Source organism: Microbacterium murale, assembly GCF_030815955.1.
GTDB lineage: Bacteria > Actinomycetota > Actinomycetes > Actinomycetales > Microbacteriaceae > Microbacterium > Microbacterium murale_A.
Genome location: NZ_JAUSXK010000001.1, coordinates 865,114 through 881,456, shown reverse-complemented (window position 1 = coordinate 881,456; position 16,343 = coordinate 865,114). Strand labels below are relative to the sequence as shown.

Annotated in this window: 15 protein-coding genes; 13 read left to right on the top strand and 2 right to left on the bottom strand. The window is 66.7% G+C overall.

Translation table 11 applies throughout. The annotated features are described in order from the left end of the window. Positions 1 to 47 precede the first annotated feature (47 nt). The 9 genes from QFZ46_RS04380 (at position 48) to QFZ46_RS04340 (ending at position 11,093) form a co-directional block, all read left to right on the top strand. Positions 48 to 1,154 carry a DUF917 domain-containing protein gene (locus QFZ46_RS04380; RefSeq protein ID WP_307358680.1) on the top strand — a complete coding sequence of 369 codons (1,107 nt, stop codon included), beginning with the start codon at positions 48 to 50 and terminating at the stop codon, positions 1,152 to 1,154. Beyond that, on the top strand, positions 1,151 to 2,728 hold the full coding sequence (locus tag QFZ46_RS04375) for a hydantoinase/oxoprolinase family protein (protein ID WP_307358677.1): 1,578 nt from the start codon (positions 1,151 to 1,153) through the stop codon (positions 2,726 to 2,728). The genes QFZ46_RS04380 and QFZ46_RS04375 overlap by 4 nt, the downstream gene beginning before the upstream one ends. Positions 2,729 to 2,792: 64 nt before the next feature. Next, entirely contained in the window at positions 2,793 to 4,379 is a 1,587-nt protein-coding gene (locus QFZ46_RS04370) for an ABC transporter substrate-binding protein (protein ID WP_307358675.1), read from the top strand. A 2-nt stretch (positions 4,380 to 4,381) separates the two neighbouring features. Further along, positions 4,382 to 5,422, top strand: a complete 1,041-nt coding sequence (locus tag QFZ46_RS04365; protein WP_307358673.1) for an ABC transporter permease — start codon at positions 4,382 to 4,384, stop codon at positions 5,420 to 5,422. Between the two features lies 1 nt (position 5,423). Beyond that, entirely contained in the window at positions 5,424 to 7,247 is a 1,824-nt protein-coding gene (locus QFZ46_RS04360) for a dipeptide/oligopeptide/nickel ABC transporter permease/ATP-binding protein (RefSeq protein ID WP_307358670.1), read from the top strand. Next, the gene (locus QFZ46_RS04355) at positions 7,244 to 8,056 is read left to right on the top strand and encodes an ABC transporter ATP-binding protein (RefSeq protein WP_307358668.1); all 813 of its coding nucleotides are present in this window, start codon (positions 7,244 to 7,246) and stop codon (positions 8,054 to 8,056) included. Before QFZ46_RS04360 ends, QFZ46_RS04355 begins: the two co-directional genes overlap by 4 nt. 88 nt (positions 8,057 to 8,144) lie before the next feature. After that, positions 8,145 to 9,326 carry a M20 metallopeptidase family protein gene (locus tag QFZ46_RS04350; RefSeq protein WP_307358665.1) on the top strand — a complete coding sequence of 394 codons (1,182 nt, stop codon included), beginning with the start codon at positions 8,145 to 8,147 and terminating at the stop codon, positions 9,324 to 9,326. Next, a complete protein-coding gene (locus tag QFZ46_RS04345; protein ID WP_307358662.1) occupies positions 9,302 to 10,417 on the top strand; it encodes a histidinol-phosphate transaminase in 1,116 nt (371 codons plus the stop codon). Before QFZ46_RS04350 ends, QFZ46_RS04345 begins: the two co-directional genes overlap by 25 nt. Positions 10,418 to 10,607: 190 nt before the next feature. Then, complete coding sequence (locus QFZ46_RS04340) at positions 10,608 to 11,093, top strand: FBP domain-containing protein (protein WP_307358659.1); 486 nt, start codon at positions 10,608 to 10,610, stop codon at positions 11,091 to 11,093. 33 nt (positions 11,094 to 11,126) lie between these two features. Here the strand turns inward: QFZ46_RS04340 and QFZ46_RS04335 are convergent, their stop codons facing one another. Both QFZ46_RS04335 and QFZ46_RS04330 read right to left on the bottom strand, forming a co-directional pair. Next, on the bottom strand, positions 11,127 to 11,579 hold the full coding sequence (locus tag QFZ46_RS04335; RefSeq protein WP_307358655.1) for a nucleoside deaminase: 453 nt from the start codon (positions 11,577 to 11,579) through the stop codon (positions 11,127 to 11,129). A 53-nt stretch (positions 11,580 to 11,632) separates the two neighbouring features. Continuing rightward, entirely contained in the window at positions 11,633 to 12,586 is a 954-nt protein-coding gene (locus QFZ46_RS04330) for a FadR/GntR family transcriptional regulator (RefSeq protein ID WP_307358652.1), read from the bottom strand. A gap of 16 nt (positions 12,587 to 12,602) precedes the next feature. Between QFZ46_RS04330 and QFZ46_RS04325 the strand changes: the two genes are divergently transcribed. The 4 genes from QFZ46_RS04325 to QFZ46_RS04310 are packed head-to-tail and all read left to right on the top strand — an operon-like array spanning position 12,603 to position 16,304. Continuing rightward, positions 12,603 to 13,520, top strand: a complete 918-nt coding sequence (locus QFZ46_RS04325) for an ABC transporter permease (RefSeq protein ID WP_307358649.1) — start codon at positions 12,603 to 12,605, stop codon at positions 13,518 to 13,520. Then, entirely contained in the window at positions 13,517 to 14,416 is a 900-nt protein-coding gene (locus QFZ46_RS04320; RefSeq protein WP_307358646.1) for an ABC transporter permease, read from the top strand. Before QFZ46_RS04325 ends, QFZ46_RS04320 begins: the two co-directional genes overlap by 4 nt. Beyond that, positions 14,413 to 15,456 (top strand): ABC transporter ATP-binding protein, encoded by a 1,044-nt coding sequence (locus QFZ46_RS04315; protein WP_307358644.1) that lies wholly within the window; start codon positions 14,413 to 14,415, stop codon positions 15,454 to 15,456. Before QFZ46_RS04320 ends, QFZ46_RS04315 begins: the two co-directional genes overlap by 4 nt. Then, complete coding sequence (locus QFZ46_RS04310; protein WP_307358641.1) at positions 15,453 to 16,304, top strand: ATP-binding cassette domain-containing protein; 852 nt, start codon at positions 15,453 to 15,455, stop codon at positions 16,302 to 16,304. Before QFZ46_RS04315 ends, QFZ46_RS04310 begins: the two co-directional genes overlap by 4 nt. Positions 16,305 to 16,343: the final 39 nt, after the last annotated feature.

Below are 16,343 nucleotides of genomic sequence, written 5' to 3'. Positions count from 1 at the left end.
ATGCTCAAGACATTGTCGCTACGCGGCGCCCTCCGTACGGTGGGGACATGGCTCAGACATCTCCCGCTTCGCATGCCGCGGAACGCATCAGCGAGGTCACTGCAGACGACATCGCAGCACTCGGCATCGGCACCGCGATCTTCGGTACCGGCGGCGGAGGCGAGGTGTACGGCGCGCAGACCATGGTCGAACGCGAGCTGCGCACTCACGGGCCCGTCCGTCTGGTGAGCGTGGACGATCTCGGACCAGACGACGTCGTGATCCTCATGTCCGGCATCGGCGCGCCGACCGTCGGCATCGAGATGCTCTCTTCCAAGGGCCAGATCCATGCCCTCCTGGAAGAGGCAGAGCGTCTCCTCGGGCGTCCTGTCACGACACTCATGGCTGCCGAGATCGGCGGCAGCAACGGCGTGCGGCCGATCGGATGGGCCGCCCAGCTCGGACTGCAGGTGCTCGATGCCGATGGCATGGGACGCGCCTTTCCCGATGCCGCGATGGTGGCGATGAACGCCGCCGGCGTGCACTGCGACTGGGCGGTGCAGAGCGACGTCGTCGGCAACATCACGGTCATGAAGACCGTCGACCTGCACTGGCTCGAGCGGCACGCACGCGCGCTCACCGTCGCAAGCGGATCGATCTGCATCGGGGCTCACTATCCGATGACCGCGGAGACCGTGCGCGGTGCCGTGATCGAAGGCACGGTGAGTGCCGCGATCCGAGTGGGCCATGCACTCCTGGGTGCGTCGGATCCGGTGGCGGCGATCGCCGCCGAGCTCGACGCCAAGGTGCTGATGAGCGGAAAGATCACGGATCTCGACCGCCGTACCGTCGGAGGGTTCGTTCGCGGATCGGTGACGATCACCGGCATCGGAGACGACCGCGGCCGGCTGCAGCGCCTGGAGCTGCAGAACGAGAACCTGCTCGTCCTCGAGGACGGGGAAGTGCTCGTGAGCGTGCCGGATCTCATCACCATCATCGACACCGAGACCGGACATGCGATCACGACGGAGATGCTGCGCTTCGGGCAGCGGGTCTCGGTGCTCGCATGGCCGTGCGATCCGGTCTGGCGCACGCCCCGAGGTCTCGAGCTCGCCGGCCCTGCCGCCTTCGGCTACGACCTCCCCTACATTCCTTTCGAAGGAGCAGCCCGATGAGCGCCCGTGACCTCGCACTCGGCGTCGATGTCGGCGGAACGAACACGGATGCCGTCATCCTCGACGGTTTCGGCACCGTACTCGCTCACACGAAGCGACCGACGACGGACGACGTCACTGGCGGCATCCGCGCCAGCATCGCAGAGGTGCTGACCGCAGTCGGGCCCGAGCGCCACCGTGTCTCGCGTGTCATGCTCGGCACCACGCATGCGACGAACGCCATCGTGCAGCGCCGTGCGCTGGACCGAGTGGCGATGATCCGGCTCGGGGCGCCGGCGGCGACAGAGTTCCCGCCGCTCACCGGTTGGCCCCAGGATCTCGCCGAGATCGTGCTCTCAGGCTCCGCGATGGTCGGCGGCGGTCACATGGTCGATGGCACGCCGATCGCTCCGCTGGACCGGGACGGCATCCTCCGGTTCGTCGACGGGCTCGACAGTTTCGACGCGATCGCCGTGGCCGGCATATTCAGTCCCTCCTCGCCCGAGCAGGAACTCGAGGTCGCGGAGATGCTGCGAGATCACCTCGGCCAGGACACCCGCGTCTTCCTGAGTCAGGACATCGGCCCCACGGGTCTGCTCGAACGCGAGAACGCCACGGTGCTCAACGCCGCGCTCTACAGCGTCGCGCTCGCCGTCACGGACGCCCTGGTCACCGTGGTGGCGGAGCAAGGTCTGGACGCGCAGACCTTCTTCGCCCAGAACGACGGCACACTCATGTCGCTCGACTACGCCGCCCAGTACCCCGTGCTCACGATCGGCTCCGGTCCGGCGAACTCCATCCGTGGAGCCGCATACCTCTCCGGTCACGACAACGCCATCGTCGTGGACGTGGGCGGCACGACCAGCGATCTCGGAGTCGTCGTCGGCGGATTCCCCCGCGAATCGACGCTGCCCCGCGAGATCGGTGGTGTGCGGACGAACTTCCGGATGCCGGATGTGCTCTCGGTCGGAATCGGTGGCGGCACGATCGTCGACGTCGTCACCGGCAGGGTCGGGCCGGAGTCGGTGGGCTACCGGATCGACCGCGAAGGTCTGCTGTTCGGCGGTTCGACGCCGACGCTGACGGATGCCGCCGCGATCGCCGGCAGCCCCGTGGCGGGCCGTCGGCTTCCGGCTCTGTCGCCCGTGACCGCCGCGGCACTCGAACAGGCTCTCGCGTTCGTGACAGACCGACTGGATGCCGCGGTCGAGCGACTCTCGCTCGGAAAGGCCGACATCCCACTCGTCGTCGTCGGCGGCGGCGGGTTCCTCGTGCCGGATCGCCTGCCCAGCGCCGGTGAGATCCTGCGTCCGGATCACGGCGGCGTCGCGAACGCCGTCGGTGCGGCGATCTCGCTCGCCGGTGGGCGCGCCGACCAGATGGCGCCGATGGGCGACCGCGAATCCGCCATCGAGCAGGCATCCGAGGCCGCGATCGCCAAAGCCATCCAGGCCGGAGCCGATCCGCTCGAGGTCTCGATCGTCGAGATCCTCGAGACCCACGTGCCGTACACGGCGCAGCCGACCGTGAACGTGTCCGTGAAGGCTGCCGGACCGCTCGCTCGGCTCGGTGCCGCGACGCCGACCACCGCATAGGACCACCCCGACGCACCACCCGATGCACCACCCCCCGACGCACCACCCGAAAGAGGAGAATGTAATGAAACGCAGCATTGCGATCCCGGCAGCCGCCGGCGCCATCGTCCTCGCGATGACACTGACGTCATGCTCGGGTTCCGCCGAGAACGCAGCGCCAAGTGAGGGCGACTATGTCTCGGGAGGGACATTCGTCATGGCGACGAGAAACGACCCGGGAGATCTGAACCCGTTCAAGGCCGTGCAGCTCGACACCTGGGCCATGGTCAGCCTCTCGTACGAATCCCTCATCTACGTCACGCCAGAAGGAGACTTCGAGCCTTGGCTGGCGGAGGACTGGGAGGACACCGGAACGGAGGCGACCTTCACCATCAAGGAAGGCATCACCTGCGAGGACGGCACGGAGTTCACCGCGCAGACAGCCGCCGACAACGTCAACTTCAACGCGGATCCGGCCAACGCGACCTTCTCCTATCCTTCGGTCATCGACGAGAACGTGTCGGCGACGGCGGAGGGCAACACCCTGACGGTCACCAGTGCCGAGAACGACCCGTTCCTCGCGATCAGCGTCGGCACGCTGCGCATGGTGTGCGACGCGGGCATCGCCGATCCGACCATCCTCTCGGACGGAACGAACAGCACCGGTCTGTTCGCGCTCACCGACGCCACTCCCGGTGACACTTACACGCTCACCAAACGAGACGACTACGCCTGGGGTCCTGACGGCGTCACGAGCGACACGGAGGGGCTCCCCGACGAGATCGAGCTCCGAGTCGTCGCTGATGAGAGCACCGCGGCCAATCTGCTGCTGTCCGGCGAGCTGAACTCCGCATCAGTCTCCGGGGCCGATCGCTCGCGCCTCGACGGAGCGGGCCTGGAGTTCGTCGGTGTGCCCAACCCTGTCGGCGAGATGCTCTTCAACGAACGCGAGGGCCGGCCCTTCAGCGACCCGCTCGTGCGCGAGGCGCTGGCCACGGCGATCGACCGTGACGAGGTCGGTCCGGTCATCGCGGACGGCGACGGGATGCCGTCGAAGTCCCTGGTGGTTCGCAGCCCCTTCCTCTGCGTCGAGGACGAGCCCGAATGGTCGCTGCCCGAAACGGATCTGGACCGCGCGGGCGAGCTGCTCGATGAGGCCGGTTGGACGCTGAACGACGACGGCAAGCGCGAGAAGGACGGCGAGCCCCTGACGATCAAGTTCATCTACAACGCGTCGACGTCCACACATGCTCCCGCGGCGGAGCTCGTGCAGGAGATGTGGAATGAACTCGGTGTGACCACTGAACTCTTCGCCAACGATGCCGCTGCGTGGGCGGATCAGCTGTACACCACCTACGACTGGGACACCGGATGGGTGCAGATGGTGCCAGGCAGCCCCGGAGTCCTCTCCACCTTCTTCGGCCCGACGCCGGCAGAGGGCGGACTGAACTTCATGTTCGTCGACAACCCGGAGTACAACGCCCTCGCCGCGCAGGCGGCCAGCGCCAGCCCCGATGAGACGTGCGGACTCTGGCAGGACGCGGAGAAGGAACTCATCGAACGCTTCGATGTGTTCCCGGTGATCGACAACGTGCTCCCGACCTACCAGTCCGGCGCGGTCTTCGATCTGCCGAACTACGTGCAGCCGACGACGATCCGGATGCTGCCCTGATCATGGCCGACCCTTCGCTCATCACCGCCGAGGTCCAGGGCACCGCGACCGCCGCCCTGGCGGTGCGGGCGGAGGGCCGGCGACAAAGTCGGGGACTGTCGCTGCGGTCCGCGTTCCTGCTTCGACGGCTCGGGCGGCTGGCTGTCTCGCTCGCCGTCGTCGTGCTGGCCTCCTTCTTCCTCGTCCATCTCGTGCCGGGGGATCCGGTGCGTGCAGTGCTCGGACCAGAGGCCAGCGCAGAGCTCGTGGCAGCCACCCGAGCCAATCTCGGTCTGGACAAGCCGATCCTGCAGCAGTTCCTCGACTACGTCGCCGGGCTTCTGCGGGGAGACTTCGGAGTGTCGATCCGCACCCAGCGACCCGTCGCCGAGATCGTCGCCCAGCGATTTCCTGCCACGATCACGCTGGGGATCTGGGCATTCGTCGTCGCCGTCGTCGGCGCCCTGCCGATCGGCATCGCGGCGGCGGTGTCCTCGCGCACGGGTCGCCACCGCACCAGGGACATCGGTCTCTCCTCGTTCCTCGGAATCCTGATCGCCATCCCGAACTTCCTGCTCGCCGTCGGACTGATCGCGCTGTTCGCCGTACAGCTGGGGTGGCTTCCCGCTGCGGGGTGGGGCAGCTTCGACCAGGCGATCCTTCCGGTGCTGACGCTCTCGCTGGGTCCGATGGCGTACCTCGCACGCATCGTCCAGGTGGAGATGATCGCGGTGCTGGAGATGACGTACATGACGACTGCGCGCAGCAAGCGACTGCCTGCGCACCTGTTCTATCTGCGCCACGCACTCCCGAACATCGTCACGGCGTCACTCACCGTCGGCGGACTCGTGCTCAGCGGGTTGACAGCCGGCACAGTGCTCATCGAGACGGTGTTCGCGATTCCCGGGATGGGGACGACGATGGTCTCGGCAGTGAGCGCGAAGGACTTCCCCGTCGTGCAGGCGGCGGTGATCGTCTACGCCCTGATCGTGCTGGGCGTGAATCTCATCGTGGATCTGATCCTCGTCACCATCGATCCGCGCTCGTCGATCACGGAGGGCTGAGATGAAGACTCATCGCCGCCGCATCACCGTCCCTGCCGTCGTCGGCATCGCAGGCACAGTCCTGCTCGTCACGATCGCCGTGATCGGACCGATCGTCTGGGGGGATGCGGCGTCGACGACCTCAGTCCCCGACCGGTTGAGCCCGGCGAGCTTGGCTCATCCCTTCGGCACCGACGAGCTCGGGCGTGACATCTTCGCCCGTGTGATGACGGCTGCGCGGCTGTCGCTCGTGCTCGCGATGGGGGCGACAGTGATCGCCATCGTCGGCGGTATCGCCTTCGGGCTGATCGGGGCCATCCTGCCGCGATATCCGCGGCGCTGGCTGATGGGTCTGCTCGACATCCTGCTCGCCTTCCCGAGCCTGCTGCTCGTCCTCTTCATCACCGTGATCTGGAGCGCGAGCGCCACAGGCGCGATGCTCGCGATCGGTCTGGCCGGCATCCCCTCGCATGCCCGGCTCGTCTACAACCTGGCATCCTCGATCTCCGGCCGCGACTTCGTGCGCGCGGCGAAGGTCGTCGGAGTCGGGCCGTTCGGCATCCTCAGGCGGCATGTGCTGCCGAATATCGCCAACCCGTTGCTCGTGAACGCCGCGGCCACGGCGAGCGTGACTCTGTTGTCGTTCGCGGGACTATCGTTCCTCGGGCTCGGCGTGCAGGCGCCGGAGTACGACTGGGGACGGATGCTGCAGGAGGGCAACCTTCGCATCTACATCAATCCGCTCGCCGCGCTCGGACCAGGGCTCGCGATCGTGCTCGCCGGCATCGTGTTCACGATGCTCAGCGAGGCGGTGGCGAAGACGCCAGGCAGCGGCCTGCGCGCAGTGACCGCCCAGGCAGTAGGGGCAGTGGCCGGCGCGCACACACGGCGCCGCTTCACCCGCAGGCTTCCTTCGACGAGCGCCGCGCTGAGCCCGAAGCCGTCCGAGATCGCCGAGATCACCGATCTGCACATCGCGTTCCCCACACCGGACGGAGGAACCGTCGAGCGAGTGAGCGGCGTCGACCTGCGTATCGCACCGGGAGAGGTGGTCGGAATCGTCGGTGAGTCAGGGTCGGGCAAATCCCTCACCGCGATGGCGCTGGCCGGTCTGCTCGAGTCTCCGGCGATGATCACGTCGTCGACGCACCGCTTCGATGACCTGGATCTCACCGTGCCGGATGTCGACCGGGCCCGTCTGGGCGTCGAGCTGGGCATGGTCTTCCAGGACCCGCTCACGTCGTTGAATCCGGCTCTGACCATCGGCCGGCAGATGTCCGAGGTGCCAGAAGTGCATATGGGGATGGGCCGGGCTGAGGCCCGCACCCGTGCGGTATCGGCGCTGCAGGCCGTCCAGATCGACGACGCGGCCCGCAGGCTCAAGCAGTACCCGCACGAGTTCTCCGGAGGCATGCGGCAGAGGGCGATGATCGGCATGGCGCTCACCGGCACGCCGAAGCTCATCATCGCCGACGAGCCGACCACCGCGTTGGATGTCACCGTGCAGCACCAGGTCATGGGAGTGCTGCGCCGAGTGCAGGAGGAGACCGGGGCTGCGATCATCTTCATCTCTCACGACATCGCGCTCGTCTCGGCATTCTGCGACCGGGTGATCGTGATGAAGGACGGTCTCGCCGTCGAGATGCTCGATGCGGCCCGCATCCGCGAAGATGCGACCCACCCGTACACGAAGGCGCTCATCGCGTGCCTCCCCGACATGACGTCCGACCGCACCAAGCCGTTGCCGGTGATTCCGGCCGATCTCGCAGCGGGCGCGGTGGCGGAGGACGCCGTCGCGGCCGACTATCAGGCACGCGCCGTGAACTCAGAGGAGGTGACGGCATGAACGCGCTCGAGATCGAGAACCTCAGCGTCCGCTACGGCCGCACGACGGTGGTCGACCGGGTGAGCCTGACCGTGCCGAAGGGCCGAACGGTCGGCCTGGTCGGCGAGTCCGGCTCCGGCAAGAGCACGATCGCTGCTGCTGCCGTAGGCCTGGTGCGACCTGAAGCCGGAACGATCCGGGTCGATGGTGATCTCGCCGTCGGTGGCGGGGCACTCGCGCGGCGCGCCCGGCGGCGTATGCAGCTCGTTTTCCAGGACCCGTTCTCGGCCCTGGATCCGCTCATGCCGGTCGGTGACTCGATCGCCGAGGCGCTGCGGGCCACGGGGCGCCGTTGGAGTCGGGCTGAGCGTGTCGCCCGCGTGCGCGAACTCCTCACGCAGGTCCACCTCGACCCCGACCGGGCCGCAGATCGGCCGGGCGCCTTCTCGGGAGGCCAGCGTCAACGGATCACGATCGCCCGTGCGCTCGCCGGAGAGCCATCTGTGCTGCTCGCCGACGAGGTGACGAGTGCATTGGACGTCTCGGTGCAGGGGGCGATCCTGAATCTGCTGCGAGAGCTCCAGGAGGAACTCGGAATCTCGATGCTGTTCATCTCGCACAACCTCGCGGTGGTCCGATACATCAGCGACGAGGTCTACGTCATGAGGCACGGCCGACTCGTGGAATCGGGGCCGACAGAGGCGCTCTTGGCAGAACCGGACGACCCGTACACGCGGGACCTCCTGGACGCGGTCCCCGTGCTGGGCGAGCGGATGCAGTTCGCCGCCGGTCCTGGGGGATTCGCACAGCGGGATCAGTCATCCATATGATCGGTGCACATTCTCAGGTTCGTTCCCGCTGAATACGCTCGGACCACCTGGACGCCGTGCCAGTGCTCGGCGAGAGGATGCTGTTCCGATGACGCGATTCGAGGCGGATGCCGCAGCACTACAGGACAACCTGGTCGCGGTCAGACGCGAGCTGCATCAGGTGGTCGAGCTTGGACTCGACCTGCCGCGCACGCAAGAGGTGCTCCTGCGTGAACTCGCCGGGCTCGGGCTGGAGATCACGACCGGCACTGCTCTCACCTCGGTGACCGCGGTGCTCCGCGGCGGCAGGGCCGGACCGGTCGTGCTGCTGCGCGCCGACATGGACGGCCTTCCCGTCCACGAAGCCACCGGGCTGGAGTTCGCCTCGACCTCCGGGCGCATGCACGCGTGCGGACACGATCTGCACATGGCCGGCCTCCTCGGCGCGGTCCGCCTGCTCGTCGCGCGCCGCGAAGAGCTCCCCGGTACCGTCGTCTTCATGTTCCAACCAGGGGAGGAGGGGCAGGCCGGCGGCCGGATCATGCTCGAGGAGCGTGTGCTGGATGCCGCGGGTGAGCGCCCGGTCGCGGCCTACGCGATCCACGTCGAATGCACACTCGAGCGCGGGCAGCTCGTCACCCGACAAGGCTCGATGATGGCCAGCGCGTCCGCGCTGCGCATGACGCTGCGCGGAACCGGCGGGCACGCCGCGTTCCCGCAGAACGGCATCGATCCCGTCCCTGTCGCCGCCCAGCTCATCCTCGCCGTCCAGACCTTCGCTGCTCGTCGCCTTCCCGCCACCGATCAGGCGGTGATCTCGATCACCCGATTGAGCAGCGACTCGGCCGCGAGCAATGTGCTGGCGGCCGAGGTGCAGTTGGAGGCGAACATCAGAACCCTCTCGAAGCCGACGCTGGAAACGGTCCGCGAGCAGCTCCCGCTCATGCTCGAGGGCATCGCCGTCGCGAACGGCTGCACCCTGGAGAGCGAGTTCATCGCCTCGTACCCGGTGACGTACAACGATCCAGCCGAGACGGCCTTCGTGCTCGACGTGCTCGATGAACTGGTCGGCTCAGAGCGCGTCACCCGCCTCGAGACGCCGTCGATGGCCTCGGAGGATTTCGCGTACGTGCTCGACGAGGTGCCGGGAACTCTGGTGTTCCTCGGCGCTGCACCCGACGCCGGCTCCGGGCCCCTGCACTCCGAACGCGCGGTGTTCGACGACTCGGTGCTCGGAGAGCAGGCATCCGTGCTCGCCGAACTCGCATGGCGACGACTGGAGCGCGCCTGATGCGGCCCTGGTCGGATGCGCCGCCGATCGCGGTGCGCGCCCGGATCGCCGCACGGTCCGCGTACCAGCAGGGTGCCCAGGCGGGACGGGATGCGTTCAAGCTCTCCAGCAACGAGAATCCGTTCGGCCCGTTGCCCGGCGTCGTGGATGCCGCGCACCGGACCGTCTCCTTCAACCGCTACCCGGACGCATCGGCGCCGCGGTTGCGCGCGCGGATCGCCGAGCGCTTCGGCGTCGCCGGAGATGCCGTGCATGTCGCCGCAGGCTCCACTTCGCTGCTGCTGCAGTTCGCGCTGGCGCTGTGCGAACCGGGCGACGAGATACTCTTCGCCTGGCGCTCATTCGACGGATATCCCTGGATGGCTGACATCTCCGGGGCTGTGCCGGTCGCGGTGCCCTTGGACGCGGATGAGCGTCACGACCTCCACGCCATGGCAGACGCCGTCACGGAGCGCACGCGGATCATCGTCGTCTGCAGCCCCAACAACCCGTCGGGGACGGCTGTGACGCAGACTGCGTTCGATGCGTTCCTCGCGAGGGTGCCGCCGGGCGTGCTCGTGCTGCTCGACGAGGCCTATATCGAGTTCGTGACGGATGCCGGCGTCGTCGATGGACGGCGCGTCATTGCCTCCGGTCACGAGAACGTGGTCGTGCTGCGCACGTTCTCCAAGGCGTACGGACTGGCGGGGCTGCGCGTGGGCTACGCGGTGGGGCATCCTCGCGTGCTCGAGGCTGCGCGCATCGCGGGCATCCCGCTCTCCGTAACCGCGCAGGGCGAGGAGGCGGCGCTGGCCAGTCTCGACGCCGAGCAGTCCCTGCTCGAGCGGGTGAAGGTGATCGCCGAGCGGCGCGATCGGCTCGCGCAGATGCTCCGTGAGTCGGGCTGGACGATTCCCCGATCGCAGGCGAACTTCGTGTGGCTGCCCACCGGCCCCGGCACGGCACGAGCGCGTGCGGAATTCGCGGACGCGGGCCTCATCGTCCGCGCGTACGGTGAGGATGGCATCCGCATCACGGTCGGCGAGGAGGAGTCCCTCGAGCCCGTCGTCCGGGTCGCGGCTTCCCTCGCCGCCATCGTCGAGCGGGTGTAAACTCGCCGGGTGCTGTTCTCGATGTGCGCCCTGAGGGCGCGGAAGGCGGTTGCAGGCGCGTCGAGCGCCGGCGGCAGAGGCTGAGTGCGAGCCGGAGGCGGAACCCCCGTCGCCGGTGACTCGTCATACCGGGCATCCCTCTGACGGATGCCGTGACCTTCTCACCTCACATCAGAAAGCAGTTCTTCCCATGCGTCCCATCGACGAGCGCGCCATCCGCGCCTCCTTCATCAACGCCTCTCGCAAAGAGGTCTCCTCCGTGTCTCTCCCGCAGGGCTTCACCGAGATCGACTTCGACCGGATCGACTACCTCGGCTGGTCCGACGCCAAGTTCCCCCGGCGCGCGTACGTCGTCACCGAGGTCGACGACACACTCGTCGGGGTGCTCCTGCAGCGTGCCGAGCAGCGCGTGCTCATGCGCGCGCAGTGCTCGTGGTGCGAGGATGTCACCCTGCGCAACGACGTGCAGCTGTATTCGGCACGCAAAGCAGGCGCCGCCGGACGCAAGGGCGACACGATCGGCACACTGGTCTGCGCGGAGTTCGGCTGCTCGCACAATGTGCGCCGGCTGCCGCCGCTCGCCTACGAGGGGTTCGATCGGGAGACGGCGCGCGAACTGCGCATCCTGAGGCTGCAGGAGAACGTGGCCGGTTTCCTCAGGGCGGTCGCCGGCTGAGTCTCGCGCTTCAGCCGCCAGGGCTGGCTGGGACTACTTCTTCCAGCCGGCCCGCAGTCCTTCGAGGAACTCCAGCGAACGGGGGTCGTTGATGCGGTGCACTTCGCGGCCGAGCTCCTCGAGCCAGGCGGCACCACCGGTTCCGGTGCCGGCGCCGATCACGACGCGAGAGATGCCGAACTGTCGGATGAGGCCCGAGCAGTACCAGCACGGCTCCGCGGTGGTGACCATCGTCGTTCCCTCGTAGGACTCTTGATACGGTGCATCGGAGAAAGCCTCGGTCTCTGCATGTGCCGAAACATCGCCGCGCTGCGCGAAGCGGTTGCGGCCGAGACCAAGGACTTCGCCGTCGGCTCCGATAAGCACCGATCCGATCGGCTGCCCGCCCTCCGCGGCACCAGCGTCTGCCTCGGCCAGGGCGATATTCATCCACTTTCGAGCGAGTTCCGGCGTGATCGTGACAGCGGAGGTTGTGATTTCGGTCATGGTGTTGCGTCCTTTCTTCGGGGTTGATGACCGACGGCGCTGTCGGGGATGACTCAGGGGTTCAGGTCGCCCAGGTAGTTCGGATCGTTGATCTCTCGCACGCGATGCAGATGCTCGAGAGTGAGACGCGCAGCCTCTTCAGCATCGCGACGCCTGACCGCATCGAGGATGCGGGCATGATCGTCGTTCGCAGCATCCCAGGTACCGGGTTTCGGTTGCAGCATGTTCGGGCGAGAGATCGACAAGACCGGAGCCAGCATCAACTCGAGGACGGTGTTGCCTGTCGCGCGGAGCAGGCGCAGGTGGAACTCATGGCTGTGCTCGCCTCGGCTCCAGCCGGTGCGGTCGTCCCGCTCGGCGTCGACGAGCGTCTGCAACTCGTCGAGGTCTTCTTCGGAGCGCCGGAGAGCGGCTTGTCTCGCACACGGCACTTCGAGCATGATGCGTGCTTCGGTGAGTTCCGCGGGGGAGATGCTGTCGCTTCCGACAAGAAGCCCGAGCCGGGATTCGAGAAACTCACTGACGTCGTCCAGTTCGATCTGCGCGACGAACGTTCCTCCGGTGACCCCGCGCTCGGTCCGAACGAGACCTGCCGAGCTCAGCATCCGCAGTGCTTCACGAACGGTGTTTCGCGAAACTCCGAATGCCGCTGCAAGCGACGATTCCGCGGGCAAGCGCTCGCCGGGAGCGAGCGATCCGTTCAGGATCAGTAGCTTCAGCTGGCTGGCGACCTGATCATAGGCAGGCCGGATGCGGGCTACCTCCAGGTCTGTCTCGGCTGGCATCCGTGCTCCTTGTGATCGTTTTCCTGAACGATAACCGTTGCAATCCGAATATGTCCAATGTTTTCTGCGAGGACTTGCTGGAGGCCCATCGACGACCTCAAGAAACATATTTGAGCGCCGAAGTTTACATTTCGGAAACCCATTCACCTTGTGATGTGCCCCAAGATCGGCATTACCCGAATATGTCCGATGTTTATCAATCCGCTCGATGAAGAGCTTCATCACAGAGAGGAGAGACATGCCGAGATATGTCGTTCGGAAGCTGGCTCAAGCGCTGATCACCGTGTTCGTCGTGCTGACCATCGGCTTCTTCCTTGGCCGGCTCAGCGGAAAGCCGGGCGCGCTCATCCTTCCCGAAGGTGCAACCGAAGCCGAGATCAACGCGTTCAACGCGAACCTGGGATTCGATCGTCCGCTCCTCATGCAGTACGGAGACTTCCTCGCCGGAGTCTTCCGCGGTACGGTCGGCGACTCATACCGACAGAACGTTCCCGCACTGGACCTGCTGATCGACCGCGTCCCCGCGACTTTTCAGCTTGCGATCACATCGTTCGTGATCGGGCTCGGGGCTGCGCTCTTGGTTGCTCTCCTGATCTTCATCACCCGCTGGAACTGGTTGAGGCTGAGCCTTCTGTGGATCGGGTCGCTGCGGCAAGCGGTCCCGGACTTCCTCTTCGGGGTCCTCCTCGCCTTCGTGTTCTCGGTGCTGTTGAGGATGCTCCCGTCTCTCGGCAACCAGGGTCCGCAGAGCCTGATCCTGCCCGTCGCGTGCCTTGCGACAGCGCAGTTCGCGCTCTACCTCCGGCTCATCGGTTCGGCGCTGGGAGAACAGCAGGGACTCGACTACGTCCGCGCCAGTTACGCCAGAGGCCAGGCCCATTCGGCAGTCGTCATCCGCCAGATGACTCCGAACGCGCTCGTGCCCGTCCTGACCATCGCCGGTCTCAACCTCGGCGGGTTGCTCGGCGGAACCGTCATCGTCGAATCCGTGTTCGCCTGGCCTGGCATGGGGCAGGTCCTCCTGCAAGCCGTGAACGGTCGTGACTTCCCAGTCGTTCTCGGCGGTCTCGCCGTCGTCGCCGTGTTCTTCGTCGCTGTGAACCTCGTCGTCGATCTCATCACCGCATCCATCGACCCGAGAGTGAGGCTGTCATGACCGTCGCTGCCCCTCGCGTGCTGCTGCCGGGCCGCCTGCGTCGTCGCCCGAAGGCGCGCACGCGCCGCCCACAGGGGACCGTGCCGATGCGCGTCGGCATCTCCCTTCTCGCTGTGATCGTCCTGCTCGTCACCGTCGTGCCGTTCTTGCCGAACTATGATCCATTCGCGCAGAGTCTCTCTGACGCGATGCTGCCGCCGTTCGCCTCTGCCGCGCATCCGCTGGGCACGGACTCGCTCGGCCGAGATGTGCTCTCCCGGCTGGCTCTCGCGGGACTCGTCTCGGTCGGCATCGCTGCGATCGTCGTTGCGCTCAACTTCGTCATCGGCATCACCGTCGGACTCATAGCCGGATACCGCGGTGGCTGGCTCGACACCGTCCTGGGTTCCATCTCCGACGTGCAGCTGGCGATGCCGGTGGTGATCCTCCTGATCGCGCTCTCCGCGGTATTCGGGCCCAGCACGCAGCTCATGGTGATCACGCTCGGGCTCACATACTGGGTCGGCTACGCTCGGGTGGCCAGGGCGCTGGCCATGGGCCTGCGTGATCGGGACTTCGTCGTCGCCCCTCTCACCCAGGGCGGCTCGCACGGCCGCACCGTGTTCACGCATGTTCTCCCTCAGGTGATCTCGCAGATGGTGGTCATCGCGTCCTTCGACATTGCCGTCATCGTCTGCATCGAGTCGTCTCTCGACTACCTCGGACTCGGGGTGCAGCCGCCGGTTCCGAGCTGGGGAGCGATGATCACCGAGGGGCAGAAGTACCTGCAGATCAACCCGATGCTGGTGATTCTTCCCGGCATCGCCCTGTTCCTCCTTGTCGCCGGCATGCAGTTCCTCAGCCAACGTTTCACCACCGAATCCGTCGCCTCTGTGAGAAAGGCGGGCCGTCGATGAGCACCGAACCGGTTCTGCGCATCACCGACCTGGTCGTCAAGGCCGAAACCCCCACCGGCGAACTCACCCTCGTCGACGGCGTCAGCCTCGAGATCGCACCGGGCGAAGTCCTCAGCCTTGTGGGCGAGTCCGGATCGGGAAAGTCGATCACGATGCTCGCCGTGATGGGACTGCTCCCGCCGGGCACCTGGGTGGACTCCGGCTCCATCCGCTTCCGCGGTACAGAGCTCACCGAACTATCCGAGCGGCAGCTCAACGGCATCCGCGGCGGGGAACTGGCCATGGTGTTCCAGGACCCGATGACGACGCTCAATCCGGTCAGGCGGGTCGGCACTCAGCTGGCCGAGGGCATCCGTCTGCACGATCGGGGTCTCTCACGTGCGCAGGCACGTGAGAGGGTTCTGGAACTGCTGGACAGCGTCGGGATCCCCGATCCTGCCGGAAAGTCCCGCGACTACCCACACCAATGGTCGGGCGGAATGCGTCAGCGAGCCCTGATCGCCGGTGCCATGGCGCACGACCCTGCACTGCTCATCGCAGACGAGCCGACGACCGCCCTCGATGTCACGATCCAGGCCCAGGTGATGAAGGTTCTGGCACGGTCCAGGGCCGAGTCGGACTCAGCGATGATCCTCATCACGCACGACCTCGGCCTGGTCGCGCAGGTCGCTGATCGGGTCGCCGTGATGTACAGCGGCCGGATCGTCGAGATGCAGGACGTGTTCGGGATCTTCGAATCGCCGCGCCATCCGTACACCGCCGGCCTCCTCGCGAGCGTTCTCAGTCTCGAGGGCGACGACGGGGGGCTTGCCTATGCGATTCCCGGTCAGCCGCCGACGCCGGCTACGCGCGGAGAAGGATGCCCGTTCCAGCCGCGCTGCATCGTCGGCAGAGATCGCACCGAATGCGGTACCGCTCCGCGCCTCGCGCAGGACGCTCGCGGTTCTGTCTCGTGCTTCCTGCCGCTCGAGGACGGACGGCTTCCCGTCGCTCGGGACTTCGCAGCAGCGGCACCTATCCAGGAGGCGAAGGCATCATGACCACCCTCAGCGAACGACGCAGACTTCGCAGGCTCCCGGATGAACCTCAGCGCAATGACGATGGTGCGCTTGCCCTGGAAGTCATGGACGTGCGAAAGCACTTCGCCAAGCGGGTCGGCTTGCGCACCGAGAGCTTCCGCGCGGTCGACGGTGTCTCACTTCACGTCGCGGCGGGTGAGACCGTCGGACTGGTCGGCGAGTCCGGTTGCGGGAAGTCGACCCTCGTACGCACGATCCTCGGCCTGCACCAGCCGACGTCCGGTTCGGTCCGTGTCATGGGCGCAGATGTCAACGCCTGGGCGAGCAAAGAACGTGCTCGGGCCAGGGCCAACGCGCAGGTCGTGTTCCAGGATCCGTACTCTTCGTTGGATCCTCGGATGACTGCGAAGCGCATCGTCGGCGAGCCGCTCTGGCTGAACCGCCAGTATTCCGAGAGTCGCGTACGCGAGCTCTTCGACTGGGTGGGGCTTCCCTGGGAGTACGCATCGCGAAGGGCCTCGGCATTCTCCGGGGGCCAACGCCAGCGCATCGGCATCGCCAGGGCGCTCGCTCTGCATCCGCGCCTGGTGATCCTCGACGAGCCGGTTTCCGCTCTCGACGTCTCCATCCAGGCGCAGATCATCAACCTGCTCGCGCAACTGCAGCGCGAACTGGGCGTCGCCTACCTGTTCGTCGCGCACGACCTCTCCGTCGTCCGCCATGTTTCCCACCGCGTCGCCGTGATGCGCCGCGGCGTCATCGTCGAGCAGGGCCCGACGCGGGCGATCTTCAACGACCCGCAGGAGGAATACACCCGCACGCTTCTCGACGCGATTCCGGTTCCCGACCCCAGACGTCGGTCCGGCTGAGCATTCTCTCGCATCCTCGCACTGCAACTTCCCCCGATT